General features: G+C 71.4%; 20 protein-coding genes. 12 read left to right on the top strand and 8 right to left on the bottom strand.

Translation table 11 applies throughout. From position 1 onward, the window contains the following. Window positions 1–60: 60 nt before the first annotated feature. Genes ABFJ78_RS29730 through ABFJ78_RS29740 form a run of 3 tightly spaced genes read right to left on the bottom strand, consistent with a single transcriptional unit; the run spans window position 61 to window position 2,188 of the window. On the bottom strand, window positions 61–840 hold the full coding sequence (locus tag ABFJ78_RS29730) for a purine-nucleoside phosphorylase (protein ID WP_436389872.1): 780 nt from the start codon (window positions 838–840) through the stop codon (window positions 61–63). Continuing rightward, a complete protein-coding gene (locus ABFJ78_RS29735) occupies window positions 837–1,256 on the bottom strand; it encodes an ABA4-like family protein (RefSeq protein WP_436389873.1) in 420 nt (139 codons plus the stop codon). The genes ABFJ78_RS29730 and ABFJ78_RS29735 overlap by 4 nt, the downstream gene beginning before the upstream one ends. Beyond that, complete coding sequence (locus ABFJ78_RS29740; protein WP_436389874.1) at window positions 1,253–2,188, bottom strand: hypothetical protein; 936 nt, start codon at window positions 2,186–2,188, stop codon at window positions 1,253–1,255. The genes ABFJ78_RS29735 and ABFJ78_RS29740 overlap by 4 nt, the downstream gene beginning before the upstream one ends. Before the next feature lie 107 nt (window positions 2,189–2,295). On the opposite strand from ABFJ78_RS29740, the gene ABFJ78_RS29745 reads away from it, so the two are divergent. Further along, entirely contained in the window at window positions 2,296–2,934 is a 639-nt protein-coding gene (locus ABFJ78_RS29745; protein ID WP_436389875.1) for a MerR family transcriptional regulator, read from the top strand. On the opposite strand, the gene ABFJ78_RS29750 is transcribed toward ABFJ78_RS29745, so the two are convergent. Further along, window positions 2,931–4,673 carry a serine/threonine-protein kinase gene (locus ABFJ78_RS29750; RefSeq protein ID WP_436390158.1) on the bottom strand — a complete coding sequence of 581 codons (1,743 nt, stop codon included), beginning with the start codon at window positions 4,671–4,673 and terminating at the stop codon, window positions 2,931–2,933. The genes ABFJ78_RS29745 and ABFJ78_RS29750 overlap by 4 nt on opposite strands. A gap of 123 nt (window positions 4,674–4,796) precedes the next feature. On the opposite strand from ABFJ78_RS29750, the gene ABFJ78_RS29755 reads away from it, so the two are divergent. The 5 genes from ABFJ78_RS29755 to ABFJ78_RS29775 all read left to right on the top strand — a co-directional run bounded on the left by ABFJ78_RS29755 (window position 4,797) and on the right by ABFJ78_RS29775 (window position 11,656). Continuing rightward, a complete protein-coding gene (locus ABFJ78_RS29755; RefSeq protein ID WP_436389876.1) occupies window positions 4,797–6,632 on the top strand; it encodes a methylmalonyl-CoA mutase family protein in 1,836 nt (611 codons plus the stop codon). Continuing rightward, window positions 6,629–8,797 carry a methylmalonyl-CoA mutase gene (gene scpA / locus ABFJ78_RS29760; RefSeq protein ID WP_436389877.1) on the top strand — a complete coding sequence of 723 codons (2,169 nt, stop codon included), beginning with the start codon at window positions 6,629–6,631 and terminating at the stop codon, window positions 8,795–8,797. Before ABFJ78_RS29755 ends, scpA begins: the two co-directional genes overlap by 4 nt. A 3-nt stretch (window positions 8,798–8,800) precedes the next feature. Further along, on the top strand, window positions 8,801–9,796 hold the full coding sequence (gene meaB / locus ABFJ78_RS29765; protein WP_436389878.1) for a methylmalonyl Co-A mutase-associated GTPase MeaB: 996 nt from the start codon (window positions 8,801–8,803) through the stop codon (window positions 9,794–9,796). 49 nt (window positions 9,797–9,845) lie between these two features. Then, window positions 9,846–10,157 (top strand): hypothetical protein, encoded by a 312-nt coding sequence (locus ABFJ78_RS29770; protein WP_436389879.1) that lies wholly within the window; start codon window positions 9,846–9,848, stop codon window positions 10,155–10,157. Window positions 10,158–10,354: 197 nt separating this feature from the next. After that, window positions 10,355–11,656 (top strand): amidohydrolase, encoded by a 1,302-nt coding sequence (locus tag ABFJ78_RS29775; protein ID WP_436389880.1) that lies wholly within the window; start codon window positions 10,355–10,357, stop codon window positions 11,654–11,656. Window positions 11,657–12,092: 436 nt separating this feature from the next. On the opposite strand, the gene ABFJ78_RS29780 is transcribed toward ABFJ78_RS29775, so the two are convergent. Further along, window positions 12,093–12,545 carry a gamma-glutamylcyclotransferase gene (locus tag ABFJ78_RS29780; protein ID WP_372672076.1) on the bottom strand — a complete coding sequence of 151 codons (453 nt, stop codon included), beginning with the start codon at window positions 12,543–12,545 and terminating at the stop codon, window positions 12,093–12,095. A gap of 127 nt (window positions 12,546–12,672) precedes the next feature. Here ABFJ78_RS29780 and ABFJ78_RS29785 point away from each other — a divergent pair, with 127 nt between their 5' ends. The 5 genes from ABFJ78_RS29785 (at window position 12,673) to ABFJ78_RS29805 (ending at window position 16,967) form a co-directional block, all read left to right on the top strand. Further along, window positions 12,673–14,073 carry an NAD(P)H-quinone dehydrogenase gene (locus ABFJ78_RS29785; RefSeq protein WP_436389881.1) on the top strand — a complete coding sequence of 467 codons (1,401 nt, stop codon included), beginning with the start codon at window positions 12,673–12,675 and terminating at the stop codon, window positions 14,071–14,073. Between the two features lie 72 nt (window positions 14,074–14,145). Continuing rightward, complete coding sequence (locus ABFJ78_RS29790; protein WP_436389882.1) at window positions 14,146–14,604, top strand: hypothetical protein; 459 nt, start codon at window positions 14,146–14,148, stop codon at window positions 14,602–14,604. A 185-nt stretch (window positions 14,605–14,789) separates the two neighbouring features. Next, the gene (locus tag ABFJ78_RS29795) at window positions 14,790–15,350 is read left to right on the top strand and encodes a hypothetical protein (protein ID WP_436389883.1); all 561 of its coding nucleotides are present in this window, start codon (window positions 14,790–14,792) and stop codon (window positions 15,348–15,350) included. A 76-nt stretch (window positions 15,351–15,426) separates the two neighbouring features. Beyond that, a complete protein-coding gene (locus ABFJ78_RS29800; protein WP_436389884.1) occupies window positions 15,427–16,074 on the top strand; it encodes a class F sortase in 648 nt (215 codons plus the stop codon). An 89-nt stretch (window positions 16,075–16,163) separates the two neighbouring features. Continuing rightward, window positions 16,164–16,967, top strand: a complete 804-nt coding sequence (locus ABFJ78_RS29805) for a VOC family protein (protein WP_436389885.1) — start codon at window positions 16,164–16,166, stop codon at window positions 16,965–16,967. Window positions 16,968–17,376: 409 nt separating this feature from the next. Here the strand turns inward: ABFJ78_RS29805 and glpK are convergent, their stop codons facing one another. Beyond that, window positions 17,377–18,891 (bottom strand): glycerol kinase GlpK, encoded by a 1,515-nt coding sequence (gene glpK / locus ABFJ78_RS29810; protein WP_436389886.1) that lies wholly within the window; start codon window positions 18,889–18,891, stop codon window positions 17,377–17,379. 34 nt (window positions 18,892–18,925) lie between these two features. Then, the gene (locus ABFJ78_RS29815) at window positions 18,926–19,675 is read right to left on the bottom strand and encodes an MIP/aquaporin family protein (RefSeq protein WP_436389887.1); all 750 of its coding nucleotides are present in this window, start codon (window positions 19,673–19,675) and stop codon (window positions 18,926–18,928) included. Window positions 19,676–19,910: 235 nt separating this feature from the next. Between ABFJ78_RS29815 and ABFJ78_RS29820 the strand changes: the two genes are divergently transcribed. After that, window positions 19,911–21,644: a glycerol-3-phosphate dehydrogenase/oxidase gene (locus ABFJ78_RS29820; protein WP_400863870.1), complete on the top strand. Its 1,734-nt coding sequence runs from the start codon at window positions 19,911–19,913 to the stop codon at window positions 21,642–21,644. Window positions 21,645–22,095: 451 nt separating this feature from the next. Here the strand turns inward: ABFJ78_RS29820 and ABFJ78_RS29825 are convergent, their stop codons facing one another. Continuing rightward, complete coding sequence (locus tag ABFJ78_RS29825) at window positions 22,096–22,626, bottom strand: GNAT family N-acetyltransferase (protein WP_436389888.1); 531 nt, start codon at window positions 22,624–22,626, stop codon at window positions 22,096–22,098. Window positions 22,627–22,658 lie beyond the last annotated feature (32 nt).

Below are 22,658 nucleotides of genomic sequence, written 5' to 3' on the forward strand. Positions count from 1 at the left end.
AAGTGTTGTGGAGAGCCCACCTCCGGAACACTTTCGCGGAGAAAGTGACGTCTTGAGGGGTCAGGCGCGGGTGACCAGCTCGCGCAGCAGGGAGCCCATCTGGGTGGCCGCCGCGCGGCCCGCCTCCAGGACTTCCTGGTGGTTCAGCGGCTCGCCCGTCATGCCGGCCGCGAGGTTCGTGACCAGGGAGAGGCCGAACACCTCGACGCCGGCCGCACGGGCCGCGACCGCCTCCAGGACCGTCGACATGCCGACCAGGTCCGCGCCCAGCGTGCGCAGCATGTGGATTTCGGCCGGCGTCTCGAAGTGCGGTCCGGTCAGGCCCGCGTAGACGCCCTCCTCCAGCGACGGGTCGATTTCCCGCGCGAGCTTCCGCAGCCGCGCCGAGTACAGGTCGGTCAGGTCGACGAAGTTCGCGCCGACGATCGGCGAGCGCGCGGTCAGGTTCAGGTGGTCGGAGATCAGCACCGGCTGACCCACCTTGAACCCCTGGCGCAGCCCGCCCGCCGCGTTCGTCAGCAGCACCGTCCGGACGCCGGCCGCCGCCGCGGTGCGCACGTTGTGCACTACCGGGTCGATGCCCTTGCCCTCGTAGAAGTGCGTCCGCCCGAGCAGTACCAGGACGTTCTTGCCGCCGATCTTCAGCGAGCGGATGGTGCCGCCGTGCCCCACCGCGCCGGGCGTGGTGAAGCCGGGCAGCTCGGCGAACGGGATCTCCGTCTCGCACTCCCCGATGACGTCCGCCGCCGGGCGCCAGCCCGACCCCAGGACCACCGCGATGTCGTGCGCGTCCACGCCGGTGCGGTGGGCGATGGCGCTCGCGGCCTCGTGTTCACTCATGCGAGGGAGCGTAACCGGACACTTCGCGCCACCAGGAACACGACCAGCCCGAACGGCGACAGGAAGATCGTCAGGACCAGGATCGGGCTCACGATCCACGGCGAAAGCCCCGCCGAGCGCCCCTCGAAGTACATCCACCGCGCGACGAACAGGTCGAACGCGATCAGGTGCGCCCAGACGAGCCCGGCACCCCACGGCGTGGCCAGCAGTGTCTGCAGCACGCCGAGGTCCGGCGAGAGCATCGCCCGCCCCCACTCGCCGAAGTGCGGCAGCACGAGCGCGAAGTAGCAGGCCAGCGGCAGCAACGGCACCCACGGCGACGCCATGACCCGCGGCGTCCACCGCCAGTTCGGCGCCAGGATCATCACTGCCCAGAACGGCACGGCCAGCGGGAACGCGAGGTCGAAGAGGGTCATCGGGCCACGGCCCACGAGCCGAGTCCGACGGCCGCGACCAGCACCGCGAACGCCCCCAGTGTCGTCGCGTCCGGGTGGACGATCGACTGCGCCCGCAGCGCCTGCCACGTCACCAGCGCGGTCAGCCCCGCGTACCCGGCCGCGCCGACCAGGACGAGCCGCGCGCGGACGGCGTCGTCGCGCAGCCGGGCGAACCGCGGGGCCAGCGCCGCGAGCGCGATGGCCAGCAGCGGCAGCGCCTGCAGCGCGTGCATCCCGACGAAGTGCGGGATCCGCAGGTCGCCGGCCACCGTGCTCCAGCCGAGGATCGGCAGGCCGGGACCGCCGTCGGCGAGCCCGACGGTGTGCGCGCCGACCATGTCGGGCGTGCCGCCGGCCTGCCACCGCGCGAGCTGCTGCGCGGTCGGGTTCGTCATCAGGATGCCCAGCGAGATCCCGATCAGGGACAGCGCGGCGCCGGCGCGCACGGCCCAGAAGCTCGCCCGGTCGGGCACCTTCGTGAACAGCACCAGCACGGTCAGCACGAGCGTGGCGACCCACAAGCCCATGATCATCTTGCCCATGACGTTGTAGATCAGCGCGTCCTGCGGCGTCGCGATGTTGAAGTGGCTGGCCCGGCCGCGCGCCGCTTGGAAGACCAGCAGGACGTACTCGGCGGCGAAGATCAGGACCAGGAAGTCCGTCAGCCAGGACGCCGTGCGCCGGAACCGCGGCAGCAGCGAGACGAGCCAGCTCCAAGTAGCGAAGTAGAGGGCACCGGACACCGCGAACTTGAACGGCTTCGCCCAGATCGGCGCGCCGGCCAACGTTCGCTGGTCCACGAGCAAAGCGGCGACGCAGAGCACCGCCAGCACCCCCAGGGCGGCGGCCGCGATCGCGGACGGCCGGTGCCACCCGCGCGTCCTGCTCCGGACGTCGGCAAGGATGGTCATGGTTCCTCCCAGAATGGATAGTCAAACTCTCCGTTATGGGAAGCTAAACTATCCATGCTGAGCTGTCTTCAGGGTTCCCCCGGAGACCGACCCGGGGATCGGAGCGGATGCGCATGCGGATGGCGGAACTGAGCGCGGAGTCGGGGGTGCCGGTCGCGACCGTCAAGTACTACCTGCGGGAAGGCCTGCTCTTCCCGGGCGAGCGCACCAGCCCCAACCAGGCCCGCTACTCCGCGGCCCACGTCCAGCGGCTCCGGCTGGTCAAGGCGCTCACCGAGGTCGGCGGGCTGCCGCTGGCGTCGGTGGGAGCCGTCCTCGCCGCGATCGAGGGCGACGCGACCCCGCACGAGACGATGGGCGTCGTCCAGCAGGAGCTGGCCGGGACGCCGCCGAAGGTGTCGGACGAGGCCGCCGAGTGGGCGGCCGAGCTGCTCCACGGCCTGGCCGACCGCCACGGCTGGGTCTGGCACGGGACCGAGGACCACACGATCGGCAACCTGATCGCCGCGCTGGCCACGGCGAAGGAGCTGGGGCACGAGAAGCTCGCCGACCGCCTCGACGAGTACTTCGCGCTGGCGATGCGCGTCGCCGAGCTCGACGTGGAAGTCGTGACGGGCCTGACGTCGTTCGACAAGATCATTGAGGCCGGCCTGGTCGCGACGGTCCTCGGCGACCGGATCTTCACCGGCCTGCGCCACCTCGCGCAGGAGTTCGTGTCCCGCGAGGTGCTGAACCGGGCGCCCTAGTCGCTGACCTGCAGCGTCCCCGCGACGCGCTCGAAGACGTCCTCCTGGCCCGAGCGTTCCTGCTCGGCCGGGACGGTGACCGACAGGAGCCACAGGCTCGTCCTGGCCTGCACGAGCTTCATGAAGGTCACGCGGGTGCCCCCGCTGCCGTCCTGCTGGGGCAGCGCGCCGCCCTCGGCCAGGCGGTAGGTCAGCGTCACGCTCTTGTCCGGCTGGGGCCAGGGGCCGTACAGCTCGAACGAATTGCCCAGGTAGGACGACCGCAGCCAGGCGATGTAGTCGTCGTAGCCCTCGGTCTGGTCGAAGTACCTGGCCAGCCGCTCCAGGCGCAGCGACCGGCGCCCGTCCGGCGAGACGTACTGGACGACCAGGCTCAGCCCGAACTTCGTGTTGTGCGGGGCGACGAACTTCTGCCAGCCCTCCGGCACGTCGAGGGCGTACTGGCCGCCGTCGTTGTTGAGGTAGCTGCCGTTGCCGGTCAGGTGGACCAGGGTCGGCGGCGGTACCTGCGTCGGCCCGTTCGACGTGGCCGCCGGCTCGGCCGCCGGGGGCAGCAGCGACTGCCCGCCGACCGTCCTGGCCAGCGCGAACCCGCCGCCCGCGGCCAGCAGGAAGAGCAGGATCGCCACGGCGACGAGCACGGCCGTCGCCCGCGCGGTGCGCCGCCCGGCCCGCGGCGGCGCGACGAACAGCGTCGCCGGCTCCGGCGAAGGCGACGGTGAAGTCGTCGGCGAAGGGGCCGGCGGCGGCGTGGGCGGCCGCAGGAACGGCAGCGGACCGGGGTCGGTGGCGAGCTCGCTGCTCGACTCCTCGGACTTCTTCTCCGCCTTCTCGGGCAGGACGGTCTTGATCACCTGGGTGTCGGTCGCGTCCGGCTGCGCGGACGTCTTCTTCCCGTCCGGGGTGCGGAACAGCTCGGGCCCGAAGAGGTCGAGCGGCGTCTTCGTCTGCAGCGGGTAGAGCCGGTGCCGGACCTCGCGCAGGGTGATCCGGTCGCCCGGCTCCTTCTTCATCAGCGCCGTGATGACGGCGGCCAGCGGGCCGGCCTTCGGCTTGGGCACCTTGCCGTTGACGACCTTGCCGACGGTCTCCAGGGGGTCGCCGTCGGCGTCGTACGGCGGCGCGCCCTCGACCGCGGCGAACAGCGTCGCGCCGAGGCCCCAGAGGTCGGCGGCCGGGACGACCGCGCCGCCCGAGGCGACCTCGGGCGCGATGTAGGCGGGGGAGCCGAGCATGATCCCGGTGCGGGTCATGGTCGCCTCGGAGACGTTGCGGGCGATGCCGAAGTCGGTCAGCTTGATCCGGCCGTCGCTGGCGACCAGGACGTTGCCCGGCTTGACGTCGCGGTGGGTGATGCCGGCGGCGTGCGCGGCCTCCAGCGCGGAGGCGACGGCGATGCCGACCGCGGCGGCCTGCTCGACGGTCAGCGGCCCGTGGTCGCGCAGGATGTGCGCGAGGCTGCGCGAGGGCAGCAGCTCCATGACCACGAACGGCTGGTCGTTCTCGCGGGCGACGTCGTGCAGGATGATCACGTTCGGGTGGGACAGGACGGCGATCGCGCGGGCCTCGCGCAGCGTCCGCTCCCGCAGTTCGTCCGCTTGGGACGCCGGGATGCCCGGCGGCACCTTCATCTCCTTGACGGCCACCTGCCGGTGCAGGAACTCGTCGTAGGCGGACCAGACGGTGCCCATCGACCCGGAGCCGAGCACCGAACGCAGCCGGTAGCGACCGGCGACCACTCGTGTCTCTTCGCTGGAGGGGGGCACCCCCTGATTGTGTCGTACCCGAATCACCCCTGACCGCATAGGGGCGCGACTAGAGTCACAGGTCGGACGCGGCCCGTGCCTCTACCATCACTGGGTATGACTGAAGTGGCCGGTCCGGAGTCAGTGCCGATCTCCGAACTCGACCTGGCGGCCGAGTTCCCCCAGGCGACGCGCGAGCAGTGGCAGGAGCTCGTCGCCGGTGTCCTGCGCAAGAGCGGCAGGCTGCCGGAGGACTTCACGGGCGCCCCGGAGAGCAAGCTCGTCACGCGGACCTACGACGGGATCGAGATCCAGCCGCTGTACACGGCCGAGGACGTGCCGGGCGACGCCGGCTTCCCCGGGTTGCCGCCCTACGTGCGCGGCGCGCGGCCGGAAGGCCAGGTCAGCACCGGCTGGGACGTCCGGGCCCGGTTCGCCGGCGACGACGCCCGCGCGGTCAACCAAGCGATCCTCGCCGACCTCGAAGGCGGCGTGACGTCGATCTGGCTGTCCGTCCCGCCCGCGTCGCTCGCCGACGCGCTCAACGAGGTCTACCTCGACCTGGCGCCGGTCGTCCTGGACGCGGGCGCCGACTTCGAAGCCGCCGCGGACGCGCTGTTCGAGCTGTTCGCCGAGCGCGAGATCCCGGCGAGCGAGGCCACCGCGGTGCTGGGCGCCGACCCGATCGGGCTCGCGGCGCGCACCGGCTCGGCCGCCGACCTCGGACCGGCCGCCGCGCTCGCCGCGCGTGTCGCCGGGAAGTACCCGAAGGTGCGCACGATCGTCGCCGACGGCCTGCCGTTCCACGAAGCGGGCGGGTCGGACGCGCAGGAGCTGGGCGCGCTGGCCGCCGCCGGCGTCGCCTACCTGCGGGCGTTGACCGACGCGGGGCTCGACGTCGAAGCCGCGGCCGGGCAGCTCGAGTTCCGGCTCGCCGCGACCGCCGACCAGTTCTCCACCATCGCCAAGCTGCGCGCGGCCCGCCGCTTGTGGGCGCGCGTCGCCGAGGTGTGCGGCTTCTCCTCGCCGATGCGCCAGCACGCCGTGACGTCGCCGGCGATGCTGACCCAGCGCGACCCCTGGGTGAACATGCTCCGCACGACCGTCGCGTGCTTCGGCGCCGGGGTCGGCGGCGCGGACGCGGTCACCGTGCTGCCGTTCGACGCCGCGATCGGCAAGCCGGACGCGTTCTCCGCGCGGATCGCCCGCAACACCCACGCGGTGCTGCTGGAGGAGTCCAAACTGGCCGGCGTGGTCGACCCGGCGGGCGGCTCCTGGTACGTCGAGAAGCTCACCGACGACCTCGCGCACGCGGCCTGGGCCGAGTTCACCGCCATCGAGGGCGCGGGCGGCCTGGTCGAGGAACTCGCTTCGGGGGCACTCGCCGGCCGGCTCGCCGAGACGTGGGAGAAGCGGTCGAAGCGGATCGCCACCCGCCGCGACCCGCTCACCGGCGTCAGCGAGTTCCCGAACCTGACCGAGAAACCGGTGGTCCGGACGCCGCTCGAGTCCCCTGTGGACGGTGGGCTGCCGCGGCACCGGTACGCCGAGGGCTTCGAAGCCCTGAGGGACGCGTCGGACGCGTACCTCGCCGAGCACGGGGAACGGCCGAAGATCTTCCTGGCCACGCTGGGCCCGGTCGCCGCGCACACCGCGCGGGCCGGCTTCGCCGCCAACCTCTTCCAGGCGGGCGGGATCGAGGCCGTCAACCCGGGCGCGACCGACGACCTGCCCGGCGCGTTCCGCGCGTCCGGCGCGAAGGTCGCCTGCCTCTGCGGCACCGACGACGCCTACGCGGCCCAGGCGGCCGAAGTGGCCAAGTCGCTCGGCGCCGAACACGTACTGCTGGCGGGCAAGGGCACCTACGACGGCGTGGACGGCAACGTCTTCGCCGGCTGCGACGCCCTCGACGTCCTGAACGGCCTCCACGCCAAGCTGGGAGTCACGCGATGAGCATCCCGAACTTCGCCGGTCTCGACCTCGGCACGCCGTCGCCGGCCGACCGCGACGCCTGGGCCAAGGCCGTCCAGGAAGCCACCGGCAAGGGCCCGGACGCCCTGGCCTGGGAGACGCCCGAAGGCATCGGCGTCAAGCCGGTCTACACCGCCGACGACCTGTCCGATGTGGACTTCCTGAGCACGTACCCCGGGATCGCGCCGTTCCTGCGCGGGCCGTACCCGACGATGTACGTCAACCAGCCCTGGACCATCCGCCAGTACGCCGGGTTCTCCACCGCCGAGGAGTCCAACGCCTTCTACCGGCGCAACCTCGCCGCCGGCCAGAAGGGCCTGTCGGTCGCCTTCGACCTGGCCACCCACCGCGGCTACGACTCCGACCACCCGCGCGTCTCCGGCGACGTCGGCATGGCGGGCGTCGCGATCGACTCCATCTACGACATGCGCCAGCTCTTCGACGGCATCCCGCTCGACAAGATGTCGGTGTCGATGACGATGAACGGCGCGGTGCTGCCGGTTCTCGCGCTCTACGTCGTCGCGGCCGAGGAGCAGGGGGTGAAGCCGGAGCAGCTCGCGGGGACCATCCAGAACGACATCCTCAAGGAGTTCATGGTCCGCAACACCTACATCTACCCGCCGCAGCCGTCGATGCGGATCATCTCCGACATCTTCTCCTTCACTTCGCAGCACATGCCGAAGTACAACTCGATCTCCATCTCCGGCTACCACATGCAGGAAGCCGGGGCGACCGCCGACCTGGAGCTGGCGTACACGCTCGCCGACGGCGTCGAGTACATCCGCTCGGGCGTCGACGCGGGGCTCAGCGTCGACAAGTTCGCGCCGCGGCTGTCGTTCTTCTGGGCGATCGGCATGAACTTCTTCATGGAGGTCGCGAAGCTGCGCGCGGCGCGCCTGCTGTGGGCGAAGCTCGTGAAGGGCTTCGACCCGAAGTCGCAGAAGTCCTTGTCGCTGCGGACGCACTCGCAGACGTCGGGCTGGTCGCTGACCGCGCAGGACGTCTACAACAACGTCGTCCGCACCTGCGTCGAGGCGATGGCCGCGACCCAGGGGCACACGCAGTCGCTGCACACCAACGCCCTCGACGAGGCACTGGCGCTGCCGACCGACTTCTCCGCGCGGATCGCCCGCAACACGCAGCTGCTGCTGCAGCAGGAATCCGGCACCACCCGCGTGATCGACCCGTGGGGCGGCAGCGCGTTCGTCGAGAAGCTGACCTACGACCTCGCGCGCAAGGCGTGGGGCCACATCAGCGAGGTCGAGCAGGCCGGCGGCATGGCCAAGGCGATCGACGCGGGCATCCCCAAGCTGCGCATCGAAGAGGCCGCCGCCCGCACCCAGGCGCGCATCGACTCCGGCCGCCAGCCCGTCATCGGCGTGAACAAGTACCAGGTCACGAGCGACGAGGACATCGAAGTCCTCAAGGTCGACAACGCCGGCGTCCGCACCCAGCAGCTCGAGAAGCTGCGCCGGCTGCGTGACGAGCGGGACGGCCAGGCGACCGAGGACGCGCTGCGGCGGCTCACCGAAGGCGCCGGCAACGGCGGCAACCTCCTGGAGCTGGCGATCGACGCGGCCCGCGCGAAGGCCACGGTCGGCGAGATCTCCGACGCGCTGGAGAAGATCTGGGGCCGGCACTCCGGGCAGATCCGGACGATTTCCGGCGTCTACCGCGAAGAGGTGGGTAAGTCGCAGAACGTCGAGAAGGCCCGCGCGCTGGTCGAAGAGTTCGCCGCGGAGGAGGGCCGCCGGCCGCGGATCCTCGTCGCGAAGATGGGCCAGGACGGCCACGACCGGGGCCAGAAGGTGATCGCCACCGGCTTCGCCGACATCGGCTTCGACGTCGACGTCGGCCCGCTGTTCTCCACCCCGGCCGAGGTCGCGCGGCAGGCGATCGAGGCGGACGTGCACGTCGTCGGCGTCTCGTCGCTGGCCGCCGGCCACCTCTCGCTGGTGCCCGCGCTGCGCCACGAGCTCGCCGAGCTGGGCCGCGAGGACATCATGGTCGTCGTCGGCGGGGTCATCCCGCCGCAGGACTACCCGGCGCTGCGCGAGGCCGGCGCGGCCGCGATCTTCGGGCCCGGCACGGTGCTCGCGGACGCCGCCATCGACCTGCTCGGCCAGCTGACGGCGCAGGAGTCCTGACCCTTGCCGCGCAGGATCGACGTCACCGCCTACGCCAAGGGCGTGCTGGCGGGGGACCGCGGGACGCTCTCGAAGGCGATCACGCTCGTCGAGTCGCAGCGGGAGGACCACCGGGCGCTGGCGCAGGAGCTGCTGGTCGAGCTGCTGCCGTCTTCCGGCGGCGCGCGGCGCATCGGCATCACCGGCGTCCCCGGTGTCGGCAAGTCGACATTCATCGACCAGCTGGGCACCGACCTGACCTCGGCCGGGCACCGCGTGGCCGTGCTCGCGGTCGACCCGTCGTCGACGCGCACCGGCGGCTCGATCCTCGGCGACAAGACCCGGATGGCGCGCCTGGCGGTCGACGAACGGGCGTTCATCCGCCCGTCGCCGACGTCCGGGACGCTCGGCGGCGTCGCCCGGGCGACCCGCGAGACGATCGTGCTGATGGAAGCGGCCGGCTACGACACCGTCCTGGTCGAGACCGTCGGGGTCGGACAGTCCGAAGTGACCGTCGCGAACATGGTCGACTGCTTCCTGTTCCTGACGCTCGCGCGGACGGGCGACCAGCTCCAGGGCATCAAGAAGGGCGTGCTGGAGCTCGCCGACGTCATCGCCGTCAACAAGGCCGACGGTGACCACGAACGGGACGCCAAACGCGCGGCCCGGGAGCTGTCCGGCGCCCTGCGGATGATCTACGGGCCCGAAGCGTCGTGGACGCCGCCCGTGCTCACCTGCAGCGGCCTGCACAACCTGCGGCTGGACGAGGTCTGGGGCGCGATCGAGCGGCACCGCGACACGCTCACGGCGTCCGGCGAACTGGCCGCGCGCCGCCGGCAGCAGCAGGTCGACTGGACGTGGGCGATGGTTCGCGAACAGCTGCTGAGTCGCCTGGCGGCGCATCCGGACGTGCGAACGGTCGTTCCCGACGTCGAACGGGCGGTGCGGGACGGTGAACTGACGGCTACCCTCGGTGCTCAGCGGATCCTCGACGCGTTCAATCCACCCGCTGGTGGCTGACGCCCGGGCGGTCCGCGGGCAGAATGCCTGGTCGTGGCGAAGGGATGACATGGCGAAGGTGCGGGGTCTGGTCCTGGCCGGTGTGCTGGGCGCGGTGCTGTTCACCGCGTCGCCGGCGGCCGCCGAACCGGTGCGTTCGGACAACGCGGTGGCAGTGGCGGTGGCGCACGCGGCCGTCGGGCCGGTCCTGGCGCAGACGCAGACCCAGCCGCCGGGCCCGGTCCTCGACCCGGCCCAGACCGACAAGGCGAACACCGAGAAGACGAAGAACAAGCTGATCGCGGGCGTCGTCGCCGTCGCTTTGCTCGGCATCGTCATCTGGGGACGGCGGATCCGTTCGAAGAAGGCCAAGAGCTCCTGATGCGTTCGGGTGTGCCGAAGTACTGCACGCCGTTCAACGCAGATCCGGTACCGGCCATCTAGGACGGCCGTTTTCGAGGCGCGCGTTGCCGCCTGCATGGTGCACGATCGTCTGCAAATGCGTACGACAGATCGATCGGCACGTTGCGTGACCCCAGCCGCTGCCCGGGTTACCCGTGTTGCGGGAGGAGGTGCGGCGTGACGGTGTTGGACTCACGACCGGACGTTCCAGGCGACCCCCATGGGCGCATCATCAACCCCATGGAGGGGTCCGAAGCGCTCATTTCCGAAGCCGGCGTAAGCATGGCTCCCGTGGAGGACCTTGGTGCGGGCCGCGGCCCGTTCTGGCTCGACGACTGGCTGCGCGCCAACGCGACCGACGTGCTCGCCTGGCGCCGGCACATCCACGCGCACCCGGAGCTGTCGCGGCACGAGTTCGCGACCACGGAACTGGTCGTCACGCTGCTGCGCTCGGTCGGGCTCAAGCCGTGGGTGCTGCCCGGCGGCACCGGCGTCGTCTGCGACATCGGCAGCGGCGAGCGGTGCGTGGCGCTGCGGGCGGACATGGACGCGCTGCCGCTCACCGAGGCGACCGGGCTGCCCTACGCGTCGACCGTCGAGGGCGCGGCCCACATGTGCGGCCACGACGCCCACACGGCGATCCTGCTGGGCGCGGCCCGCGCGCTGGCCGGCGCGCCGGAGCTGCCCGGCCGCGTCCGGCTGGTCTTCCAGCACGCCGAGGAGGTCATGCCCGGCGGCGCGCTGGACATGATCGCGGCCGGCGCGCTGGACGGCGTCGAGCGGATCTACGGCCTGCACGTCGACCCGCGGCTCGAGGTCGGCAAGATCGGCATGCGCGTCGGCGCCCTGACGTCGGCGGCGGACCTGATCGAGCTGCGCCTGACCTCGCCGGGCGGGCACACGTCCCGGCCGCACCTGACGGCCGACCTGGTCCACGCGCTGGGCACGGTGATCACCGGGCTGCCCGCGCTGCTCTCGCGGCGGGTCGACCCGCGCTCGGGCACGGTCCTGGTGTGGGGCGCGGTCCACGCGGGCCAGGCGGCCAACGCCGTCCCGCAGGACGGCGTCCTGCGCGGCACCCTGCGGACCGCCGACCACGAGGTCTGGACGGCCCTGGAGCCGCTGGTGGCGTCGTCGGTGGAGTCCCTGCTGGCGCCCACCGGCGTCGGCTTCTCGCTCGACTACCGCCGCGGCGTGCCGCCGGTGGTGTCCGATGCGGACTCGACGGCCCTGATGCGCGCGGGCGCGGAAGCGGCGCTGGGCGAGGGCGCGGTGGCGCCGACGGAGCAGTCTTCCGGCGGCGAGGACTTCGGCTGGTACCTGGAGCACGTCGACGGCGCTTTCGCCCGATTGGGTGTCTGGCCCGGCGCGCCGGACCCCCAGTCCGACATCCACCGCCCGACCTTCGTGCTCGACGAGCGAGCCCTGCTGTGCGGGGTCCGGGCCCTGGTCCACACCGCTTTGACGTCCCTCGCCTGAGCGGCGGCCCCGCCGAGTGTCTTGAATGACTCATTCATGTCGTCAGACGACATGAATGAGTCATTCAAGACGTTTGCTGCGCGCGGGGGTGGCGGGGTCCCGCGTCTTGCCGGCGCGACCTGCCGGGCTCTGCGCCTGAGCGGGGTTGTCCACAGCTTTTCGTAGTTGTCCACAGGCCGTGAACCGGCCCTTCCCCTGATCGGGTGAGGGCCGTTTTGCGCGCCCGCGATCATGGCGGCAGACTGAACGGCGGCCTGGCTCGAAGAGGCCGGTCTACCTGCGGTTTTCCTTGTGCGGCAACGTGAATCGGGTTCGCGTGGCGGCAGCGGGAAATCGGCGCGACGGACCGGGTGGGCGTGGTCGCGGGGGTGCCGGTGCCGGCCGGCCGGGGGCCGTGGTAGCGCTCAGGCGGCCGAGTTGTCCACAGGGTGTGGAGTCAGCCGGTGATGCCGGAACAGGGGCGGGTCCGCAGGTCGTCGACGTAGTCCGCGGGCGCCCCGGCGGCCTCCGCGGCGTCGGCCAGCACGCCCAGGTACCGCGCCGACGGCAGGCCGCCCTCGTAGGCGTCCAGGACGTACAGCCAGGCCAGCGCCGAGCCGTCCATCGTCTGCACCCGCAGCCGGATCTTCGAGTGGATCCCGAGCTCGCCGCCTTCCCAGCGGTCCAGCCCGGTCTCGTCCAGCGGCGTCACGTCGTACAACACGACGAAGACCCGGGAACCCGGGTCCTCGACGATCGTCGCCAGGGCACCTTCCCAGCCGAGGTCCTCGCCGCCGAAGGTCAGGCGCCACCCCTCCAGCCAGCCGGTGCCGGCCATCGGAGAGTGCGGCGCGCGCTCCAGCATCTGGGCGGGCTCCATGTTCGATCCGTACGCGGCATACAACGGCACGCCGACAGCGTAGCGACACCTGGCCGACCCGAGTGGACGCACTCGCCGTGTTCGCCCACTTCAGTGTCCGGACACCTGCGCCGCGTACGGTGAGAGCACCGCACGGACAGCCACGAGGAGGACCCAGGTGACCAGGATCGTGATCATGGGCGGGGGCCCGGCCGGCTACGAAGCCGCGCTGGTCGCGGCTCAGCACGGAGCCGACGTCACGATCGTCGAGCGGGACGGCCTGGGCGGCGCGTGCGTCCTCTACGACTGCGTCCCCTCGAAGACGTTCATCGCCAGCTCCGGCGCGCTGGCGAAGATGCACGACCTCGGCGAGCTCGGCATCAACACCGACCTGGCCGACACGAGCGTCGACCTCCCGACCGTGCACGGCCGGGTGAAGGGCCTCGCGCTCGCCCAGTCCGCCGACATCCGCGCCCGCGTCCAGCGCGAAGGCGTCCGCGTCCTCATCGGCGAAGCCCGCTTCTGCGACGAAGAGCCCGGCCTCGCGACCCACAAGGTCGCCGTGACGACGTCCGAGGGCACCGAGAAGCTGCCCGCCGACGTCGTGCTGATCGCCACCGGGGCCACCCCGCGCGTCCTGCCCGGCGCGGTGCCCGACGGCGAGCGCATCCTCGACTGGCGCCAGCTCTACGAGCTCCAGGAGCTGCCCGAGCACCTCGCCGTGATCGGCTCGGGCGTGACCGGCGCCGAGTTCGCGTCCGCCTACACCGAGATGGGCGTCAAGGTCACCGTCGTGTCCAGCCGCGACCGCGTCCTCCCGCACGAAGACGCCGACGCCGCTGCCGTGCTCGAGGAGGTCTTCTCGCAGCGCGGCACGACCGTCGCGAAGCAGGCGCGCGCCGACCGCGTCGAGCGCACCGAAAAGGGCGTCGAGATCTTCCTCGCCGACGGCCGCGTGATCGAAGCCAGCCACGCGCTGATGACGGTCGGGTCGGTCCCGAACACCAAGGACATCGGCCTCGACAAGGTCGGCATCTCGCCCGGCCCCGGCGGGTTCATCACCGTCGACCGCGTTTCGCGCACCTCCGTTCCCGGGATCTACGCCGCCGGCGACTGCACCGGCGTGCTCATGCTCGCCTCGGTGGCGAGCATGCAGGGCCGCATCGCGATGTGGCACGCGCTGGGCGAGGGCGTCGCGCCGATCAAGCTCAAGACCGTCGCCGCCAACGTGTTCACCCACCCGGAGATCGCCACCGTCGGCATCAGCCAGCAGGCGATCGACTCCGGCGAGGTGCCCGCGCGCACCATCATGCTGCCCTTGGCCACCAACGCGCGCGCGAAGATGGAGGGCCTCCGCCGAGGCTTCGTGAAGCTGTTCTGCCGCCCCGCCACCGGCGTGGTCGTCGGTGGCGTCGTCGTGGCGCCGCAGGCGAGCGAGCTCATCCTCCCCATCGCGCTCGCCGTCCAGAACCAGCTCACCGTGGACCACCTGGCACTGACGTTTTCGGTCTACCCTTCGCTGTCGGGCTCGATCACCGAGGCCGGGCGCCAGCTCATGCGCCACGACGATCTGGACTGAATCAGTAGGCAACCCGTCGCGCCCCGTCGCGTCTTGTCGGTTGTACGGCTGAAGGACGCGAAGGGTGCGAAGGTGCGCAAGACGGTGGTTTTCGTTGTGGCAGCGGTGATCGGGGCGACGACGCTGGCGGGGCCTGCCTCGGCGCAGCAGAGCACGGCTCCGGCGCCGAGCGGCGCTCCGGCCAAGGGCAGCGTCCAGCTCAACGTCAACACCGCGATCAACCAGACCCTCGTGGACAAGTACGTCCGCGACGCGCCGAACGTCGCGCTCGCGAAGTGTGAAGGCGCCTCGCCCGCGTTCTCCTCGCCCGCGCTGACGTTCTCCAACTACACGCCGGGCCCGTTCATGGGCACCGACGCGAACATCAGCGCCGACGCCGCCCTCAAGCCGGGTATCGGAGCCGGGACGTACCCGCTGACCGTCACCTGCGGCGACCAGACCTACCGCACGCAGTTCACCGTGCCCGCGCCGCAGGTTTCGAAAGTGCCGTCCGGCGCCGCGAAAGCCGGCGACGGCAGCATGGCCGGCTGATTGTCCTTTCGCGCGGAATCGCCCCGGAGCTTCGGCTCCGGGGCGGTTTTGTTTCCGCGGGCGCAACCTGTCGCAGGTAGGGACGTCTTAGGGGGTATAGGCAAGCGGACGACGCCGAGGCAGGGGGAACTGCGACCGGCGCCGGAGGAATTGCCGTGCCGAATCATTCCACAGGGGAGAAAAGAATGAAGAAGACCGCTGTCGTCGCGGGTGCCGCCGCGGCTTTCCTCGTCCTCGCGCCCGGTGCGGCGCTCGCGAGCACGACGCCGTCCGCGACGCCGGAACCCGCCTCGGAGCAGGCGGGGGTGCCGAAGGCGTACCTCCGCGTGCTGCCGAAGGTCGCACGCCCGGGCGGGAAGGTGGAGATCCGCCTCGGCTGCGCCGCCGAGAGCACGCAGGGCCTGACGTCGCCGGCGCTCACGATCGGCACATTGCGCCGCACCGGCCCGCAGAACGACCCCGCGGTCGCGCCGGCCGCCGTCACGACGGCCGTCGTGAAGCAGGTCAAGCCGGGCGTGTACCCGGTGTCGTTCTCCTGCGGTGGCGCGGAGATCACCGCGAAGTTCACCGTGCTGGGTGCCTCGGCCGCGAAGCAGGTCACCAAGGTGCCGGCGGGCGCGCCGCAGACCGGCGGCACCGACGGGCCGTCCGACGGCTCCGGCCCGCTGGCGGCCGCGGCGGCCATGGGCGTGCTCGCGGTCGGCGGCGGTGGTCTCGTGCTGGCCCGGCGGGCCCGGCGCCGCTGACCCGGGGAGGGGGTAGCGTCCGGGCGGCCCAACCGATCGGGCCGCCCGGACGTGTACCAGCACGAGGGGGGAGCACATGACCACGAGGACCACCGGTAGCCGGGGTTACCTGATCGCGCTGATCGTGGCGTTGCTGGCCGCGTTGGTGGTGCTGGCGCTGACGCTCGGCGGCGGCCCCGAGCCGACGACCGCGCAACCACCGCCCGCGCAGCCGGTCGCGGTGAACCCGGAGCCCGCTTCGGCCGGCGCCGGCGCCGTTGCCGCGCTGCCCAAGTCCGACCCGGTGTCGATCGACATCCCGAAGATCGGCGCGCACTCGTCGCTGGTCCCGCTGGGCGTCAACGCGGACAACACGATCCAGGTGCCGCCGGTGACGACGCCGCTGCAGGCGGGCTGGTACACGTACGCGCCGACGCCGGGCGAGGTCGGCCCGGCGATCGTGCTCGGGCACGTCGACGGCAACCACCAGAAGGGCATCTTCTTCCGGCTCAAGGAACTGACCGCGGGCGACCGCGTCTCGATCGCCCGTGCGGACGGCACGACGGCGCTGTTCGAGGTGACGAAGGTGCACCAGGTGCCGAAGCAGGAGTTCGAGAAGGAAGGCGTCTACGACGACACCGCCGGCCCCGAACTGCGGCTGATCACCTGCGGCGGCGTCTTCGACCGGAGCGCGCACAACTACGTCGACAACATCGTGGTGTACGCCCACCTCATCGGGCGTTGAGAGTCCTTCGGCCCTGGTTTTGTCGGTGGTGGGTGCCAGACTGTGTCGGCCGTCACCCGAGGCGGCGCGGACGAGGGTTGGGAGTCGACATGTTGTTCCGGGACGAGCGGTGGCCTGACGGCACGCCCAGCTGGGTGGACCTGATGGTGCCCGATCAGGCGAAAGCGGTCGCGTTCTACAGCGGCCTGTTCGGCTGGGACGTGCGGACGGGCGGTGAGGAGACCGGCTTCTACGGCATGGCGGAGCTGCGCGGCCGGCCGGTCGCCGGCATCGGCCAGATCCCGCCGGGACAGAACCTGCCTCCGGTGTGGACGACGTACCTGTCGGTGTCCGACGTGGACAAGACGGCCGCGTCGATCACCGAAGCGGGCGGCCAGATCGTGATGCCGGTCATGGAAGTGCTGAAGGAAGGCCGGATGGCGGTGGCGGCCGACCCCGCGGGCGCGGTGTTCGGGCTGTGGGAGCCGGGCCACCACCTGGGCACGCAGGTGACGGCGGCCCCGGGCACGCTGGCGTGGAACGAGTGCATGAGCCGCGACTACCCGGCGGCGAAGGCGTTCTACGAGCAGGTGTTCGGCTACGGCTTCCAGGACCTGTCGAACGACGACTTCACGTACGCGGTCCTGCTGGTCGACGGCCGCCCGGTCGGCGGATTGGGCGCGCTGCCGGACTCGGTACCGGCGGAGGTCCCGTCGAACTGGTCGACGTACTTCTCGGTGGCGGACGCGGACGCGAGCGCGGCGAAGGTGGCCGAGCTGGGTGGGCGTGTGCTGGACCAGCCGTTCGATTCGCCTTACGGGCGGCAGGTGCGGGTAATGGATGACCAGGGGGTGCCGTTCTTGGTCATCGCGCCCAACGAGCAGTCCGGGAAGCCGGAGGGCTGGGAGGACTGAGGGGCGGGACAGGCCGGAGGGGAGGCCGGAGGCGGGCCCGGTTGGGGTGGGCCGGTGGGGAAGTGCGGTGGGTGGCTTGGCACTCGGGCCGCCGGAAGCTGGGCCACCAGCGCGCCCGCTGTCCGCGTCGCGTTGCCGCGCGCGAGGTAGCGGGCCGGAACGCCGCTGCACGCCGACGCCCCCGGCCATGCCGGGCAGCGCGGCGGGTGCGGCCGCGCTTGCCGCCTGCGTCGGCCGGGCGCGCCAAGTGCGCGGCCGCCCGCGCCAGCCGGGCGAGTCAAGTGCGCGGCCGCCCGCGCCGGCCGGGCGAGTCAAGTGCGCGGCCGCCCGCGCCGGACAAGCGAGCCAATTGCGCGGCGGAGCACGAGCGGGCCGGAGGCGCCCACCGGCGCCCCCGACCCACTCGCCGTCAGTCCTCGTCCTCGACCCAGTCGAAGGTCTTCGTCACGGCCTTCTTCCAGTTGCGGTACTCGCGCTCGCGGCGGGAGTCGTCCATCGACGGGTCCCACTGCTTGTCCTGGGCCCAGTTGTTGCGGATGTCGTCCTCGGACTCCCAGAACCCGACCGCCAGCCCGGCCGCGTACGCCGCGCCGAGGGCCGTGGTCTCGTTGACCACCGGGCGGATCACCGGCACGCCGAGGATGTCGGCCTGGAACTGCATCAGCAGCTCGTTGACCACCATGCCGCCGTCCACCTTCAGCGACTTCAGCGGGACACCCGAGTCGGCGTTCATCGCGTCGATCACCTCGCGGGACTGGAACGCCGTCGCCTCCAGGACCGCGCGGGCCAGGTGCCCCTTGTTCACGAACCGGGTGAGCCCGACGATCGCGCCGCGCGCGTCGGATCGCCAGTAAGGAGCGAACAACCCCGAGAACGCCGGGACGAAGTACGCGCCGCCGTTGTCCTCGACGCTGCGCGCGTGCTCCTCGATCTCGGCCGCCGTCGTGATCATGCCCAGGTTGTCGCGCAGCCACTGCACCAGCGACCCCGTCACCGCGATGGAACCTTCCAGCGCGTACACCGTGTCGTTCGAGCCGATCTTGTAGCAGACCGTCGTGAGCAGGCCGTTCTGCGACATCACCTTCTCGGTGCCCGTGTTGAGCAGCATGAAGTTGCCGGTGCCGTAGGTGTTCTTGGCCTCGCCGGGAGACAGGCAGGCCTGGCCGAACGTCGCGGCCTGCTGGTCGCCCAGGATGCCCGCGATCGGCACGCCGGCCAGCGCGCCCTTCTCGCGGACCTTGCCGTACTCCTCGGACGACGACCGGATCTCCGGCAGCATCGACAGCGGGATGCCCATCTCGCCGGCGATGCCCTCGTCCCACCGCAGGGTGTCGAGGTCCATCAGCATCGTGCGCGACGCGTTGGTCGGGTCCGTGACGTGCACGCCGCCGTCGGCGCCGCCCGTCATGTTCCACAGCACCCAGGTGTCCATGTTGCCGAAGATCAGGTCACCGGCTTCGGCCTTCTCGCGCGCGCCTTCGACGTTGTCGAGGACCCACTTGATCTTCGGCCCCGAAAAGTACGTCGCGAGCGGGAGCCCGACCTTGTCGCGGTAGCGCTCCTGGCCGCCGCCGAGGTTGCCCAGCTCCGTCACGATCCGGTCGGTGCGGGTGTCCTGCCAGACGATCGCGTTGTACACCGGCTTGCCGGTCGTCTTGTCCCAGACGAGCGCGGTTTCGCGCTGGTTGGTGATGCCGACGGCGGCGATGTCCTTGGCGGTCAGGTCGGCCTTGGCGAGCGCGCCAGCGGCGACCCGGCGCGTGTTCTCCCAGATCTCCTCGGCGTTGTGCTCGACCCAGCCCGCCTTCGGGAAGATCTGCTCGTGCTCGCGCTGGTCGACCGAGACCACGCGGCCCTCGTGGTTGAAGATCATGCACCGGGTCGAGGTGGTGCCCTGGTCGATCGCGGCTACGTACGAAGTCATTTGTGTGCTCCCGGGATTCTTCTCGGACGGGCGATCACTTCAGGTTGTGGACGAGGAGGTAGACGAGCGCGGCGAGCGCGCCACCGGCCAGCGGGCCGGCGACCGGGATCCACGAGTACCCCCAGTTGGCGTTCGCCTTGTTCTTGATCGGCAGCAGGAACGCGTACGCGATGCGCGGGCCGAGGTCGCGCGCCGGGTTGATGGCGTAGCCCGTCGGCCCGCCGAGCGAAGTACCGATCACCAGCACGACGAACGACACGCCCGCGTAGCCGAGTGCGGAGTTGCCGAAGTTCGGGGTGCCGCCGTCGCCGGTCGCGAACACCGGGCTGAGCAGGATCCAGACCACCAGCACGAACGTGCCGATGACTTCGGTGACGAGGTTCCAGGCGGTGTTGGGGATCTGCGGTGCGGTGGAGAAGATGCCGAGCGTGTTCTCGGGCTCGGGGTGGTCGTCGAACTGCAGCTTGTAGGCGGCCCAGCAGAGGACGGCGCCGATGATCGCGCCGGCGAACTGCCCGATGAAGTAGAACGGCACGTCTTTCCACGGCGTCTTGTCCGCGATCGCGAGGCCCAGCGTCACGGCCGGGTTGAGGTGGGCCCCGCTCGGGGCGGCGATGCTGGCGCCGGTGAAGACGGCGAACGCCCAGCCGAAGTTGATGAACAGGAAGCCGGCTTGGTGCCCGTTGTTCTTGCGGAGCACGTGGTTCGCGACCACACCGTTGCCGAGCAGGATCAGCGCGGCCGTTCCCAGTAGTTCCCAGACGATTATTGCCCCAGCACTCACCGCTGCACCTCCACACTGGACACTCTGCGCAGGGTCGATCACGGCGTGCCACGGCACCGTTGCCGACCCACGTCCGCGCGACGTTACCGGTGTGCCGAAGATCATTCCAGGCACCGGGTAGCCGAATCTCGCCAAGATCGCGGAGGGTTACGCCACACGTGTCATCCGTGGACGGGCGGAGGATCACCGGGTCGTGCGATGCTGGAACCCTCGCCAGCACGAGGAGGACTGTCACGTGGCGCAGCACGCAGCGGAGACGAACCCGGCTCGACTGGGCCCGGCCAAGCGGGACGAGACCTGGCAGCGGCTCGGCAACGAGACGTTCGACCTCGTCGTCATCGGCGGCGGCGTGGTCGGCGCGGGCACGGCGCTCGACGCCGCGACACGCGGCCTGCGCGTCGCGCTCGTCGAAGCCCGGGATCTCGCTTCGGGGACCTCGAGCCGGTCGAGCAAGCTGTTCCACGGCGGCCTGCGGTACCTGGAGCAGCTCGAGTTCGGCCTGGTCCGGGAAGCGCTTCGCGAGCGCGAGCTGATGTTGACGACCATCGCGCCGCACCTCGTCAAGCCGGTCAGCTTCCTCTACCCGCTGACGCGCCGCGTGTGGGAACGGCCGTACACCGCGGCCGGCCTGCTGATGTACGACACGATGGGCGGCGCCCGCAGCGTCCCGGGCCAGAAGCACCTGACCCGCGCGGGCGCGCTGCGGATGGTGCCCGCGCTCAAGCGGTCGGCGCTGATCGGCGGGATCCGCTACTACGACGCGCAGTCCGACGACGCCCGCCACACCATGACGGTCGCGCGGACGGCGGCGCACTATGGCGCGGTCGTGCGGACGTCGACCCAGGTCGTCGGGTTCCTGCGCGAGGCCGACCGGGTGTCCGGCGTGCGCGTGCGCGACGTCGAGGACGGCCGCGAGACGGAGATCTCGGCGGCCGCGGTGATCAACTGCACCGGCGTCTGGACCGACGAGCTGCAGCGCCTGTCCGGCGGCCGCGGGCGGTTCCGCGTGCGCGCGAGCAAGGGCGTGCACATCGTCGTGCCGCGCGACCGGATCGTCTCGGAGTCGGGGATGATCCTGCGCACCGAGAAGTCGGTGCTGTTCGTCATTCCGTGGCGCAACCACTGGATCGTCGGGACGACGGACACGGACTGGAACCTGGACCTCGCGCACCCGGCGGCGACGAAGCACGACATCGACTACCTGCTGGAGCACGTCAACAGCGTCCTGGCGACGCCGCTGACGCACGACGACATCGAAGGCGTCTACGCGGGCCTTCGCCCGTTGCTGGCGGGGGAGAGCGAAGAGACGTCGAAGCTTTCGCGCGAGCACGCGGTGGCGCGGGTGGCCCCGGGCCTGGTCGCGATCGCGGGCGGCAAGTACACGACGTACCGGGTGATGGCGGCGGACGCCGTCGACGCGGCGGCGGTCGACCTGCCGGGCCGCTCGCAGCCGTCGATCACGGACAAGGTGCCGCTGCTCGGCGCGGACGGCTACCACGCGCTGGTCAACCAGGCCGACCACCTGGCCGCCGAGCACGGCCTGCACCCCTACCGGGTGCGGCACCTGCTGGACCGCTACGGCTCGCTGGTCAATGAGGTCCTGGCGACGGCGAGCGGCCGCCCGGAGCTGCTGAAGCCGATCGAGCACGCACCGGACTACCTGGGCGTCGAGGTGGTGTACGCGGCTTCGCACGAGGGCGCGCTGCACCTGGAGGACGTGCTGGCCCGCCGGACGCGCATTTCGATCGAGTACGCCCACCGCGGCGTCGACTGCGCCGAGCAGGTGGCGACCCTGGTGGGTGAAGTCCTCGGCTGGTCACCCGAAACGGTGAAGCGCGAGATCGAGGTCTACAACGCGCGGGTGGAGGCGGAGCGGGAGTCGCAGTCCCAGCCGAGCGACGAAGCCGCGGACGCCCTGCGGTCGGCGGCCCCGGAGGCCCGCGCGGGCATCGTGGAGCCGGTGAGCTGAGGAGGTTGTCCCCAGCCCCCACGGGTTGTGGACAACGACGGCTCCCGGACGGCCGGAAGCGAGGTCTTGTCCGGGGGCGCCGATAGACTGGCCAAGGGGACGCCCCCCGGGGAGCGGCAGGGTTCCGGCAAAGTCAGGTCAGCGCGGCCGATCCGGTCGCCCGTACGTCATGAACGGGTCGTTCACCTCGTCAGACGACATGAACGACCCTGTCATGACATCGCCGCGACGCCGGGCAGACCGCGGCCACGACTGTGCCGGGAGCCCCCCGGGGAGCGGCAGGGTTCCGGCAAAGTCAGGTCAGCGCGGCCGATCCGGTCGCCCGTACGTCATGAACGGGTCGTTCACCTCGTCAGACGACATGAACGACCCTTTCATGACATCGCCGCGACGCCGGGCAGACCGCGGCCACGACTTTGCCGGGACCCCCCCGGGGAGCGGCGGGGGCTGTTCAGCTCGTCCGGTGCCAGCGGATCAGCCGCTCACCGGTCGGGGCCCGCTCGGTCTCCGGGCCCACCAGCGTGAACCCGCAGCGCTCCGCGACGATCGCCGAGGCCGCGTTGCTCTCCTCGTACCGGTACGTCACCTCGGTGAGCCCCAGCCCGCCGAAGCCGAAGCGCAGGGCCGCGCTCAACGCCGTGGTCGCGATGCCCTTGCCGCGCTCGGCGGGGTGGACCCAGATCGTGGCTTCGGCGTAGTTCGCGTCCAGGTTCAGCTCGCGCAGCCCCACCTCGCCCAGCAGCCTGCCGGACGTCGGTTCCGCGATCGCCCACGAGCAGCGCTCGTCGCCGGCCCACTGGGCCGCCCGCAGCGCGACGTACTCGGTGGCCTCGTCGAGCGTGCGCAAGCGGTAGTTCAGCACGTACTTGCGGTGCGTCGGGTCGGCGAACGCCTCCATGAGCAGCGGGCGGTCGTCGATGTGCCGGTCGGCGCGCAGCTGGCGCAGGTAGTACGTGCCCGCGTTGATCTCCACCGGTTCCACTCCGCCCAGCCTAGCCAGGCCGGGAGCACGTC

The sequence above is a fragment of the Amycolatopsis sp. MEPSY49 genome (assembly GCF_051337345.1).
Taxonomy (GTDB): domain Bacteria; phylum Actinomycetota; class Actinomycetes; order Mycobacteriales; family Pseudonocardiaceae; genus Amycolatopsis.

What these genes read in the sequence shown, in the direction of transcription:
- glpK (WP_436389886.1), bottom strand. Translation starts at nt 18,891, where the DNA reads ATGACTTCGTACGTAGCCGCGATCGACCAGGGCACCACCTCGACCCGG.
- ABFJ78_RS29805 (WP_436389885.1), top strand. Translation starts at nt 16,164, where the DNA reads ATGTTGTTCCGGGACGAGCGGTGGCCTGACGGCACGCCCAGCTGGGTG.
- ABFJ78_RS29770 (WP_436389879.1), top strand. Translation starts at nt 9,846, where the DNA reads ATGGCGAAGGTGCGGGGTCTGGTCCTGGCCGGTGTGCTGGGCGCGGTG.
- ABFJ78_RS29745 (WP_436389875.1), top strand. Translation starts at nt 2,296, where the DNA reads ATGCGCATGCGGATGGCGGAACTGAGCGCGGAGTCGGGGGTGCCGGTC.
- scpA (WP_436389877.1), top strand. Translation starts at nt 6,629, where the DNA reads ATGAGCATCCCGAACTTCGCCGGTCTCGACCTCGGCACGCCGTCGCCG.
- ABFJ78_RS29740 (WP_436389874.1), bottom strand. Translation starts at nt 2,188, where the DNA reads ATGACCATCCTTGCCGACGTCCGGAGCAGGACGCGCGGGTGGCACCGG.
- ABFJ78_RS29735 (WP_436389873.1), bottom strand. Translation starts at nt 1,256, where the DNA reads ATGACCCTCTTCGACCTCGCGTTCCCGCTGGCCGTGCCGTTCTGGGCA.
- ABFJ78_RS29730 (WP_436389872.1), bottom strand. Translation starts at nt 840, where the DNA reads ATGAGTGAACACGAGGCCGCGAGCGCCATCGCCCACCGCACCGGCGTG.
- ABFJ78_RS29755 (WP_436389876.1), top strand. Translation starts at nt 4,797, where the DNA reads ATGACTGAAGTGGCCGGTCCGGAGTCAGTGCCGATCTCCGAACTCGAC.
- ABFJ78_RS29795 (WP_436389883.1), top strand. Translation starts at nt 14,790, where the DNA reads ATGAAGAAGACCGCTGTCGTCGCGGGTGCCGCCGCGGCTTTCCTCGTC.
- ABFJ78_RS29800 (WP_436389884.1), top strand. Translation starts at nt 15,427, where the DNA reads ATGACCACGAGGACCACCGGTAGCCGGGGTTACCTGATCGCGCTGATC.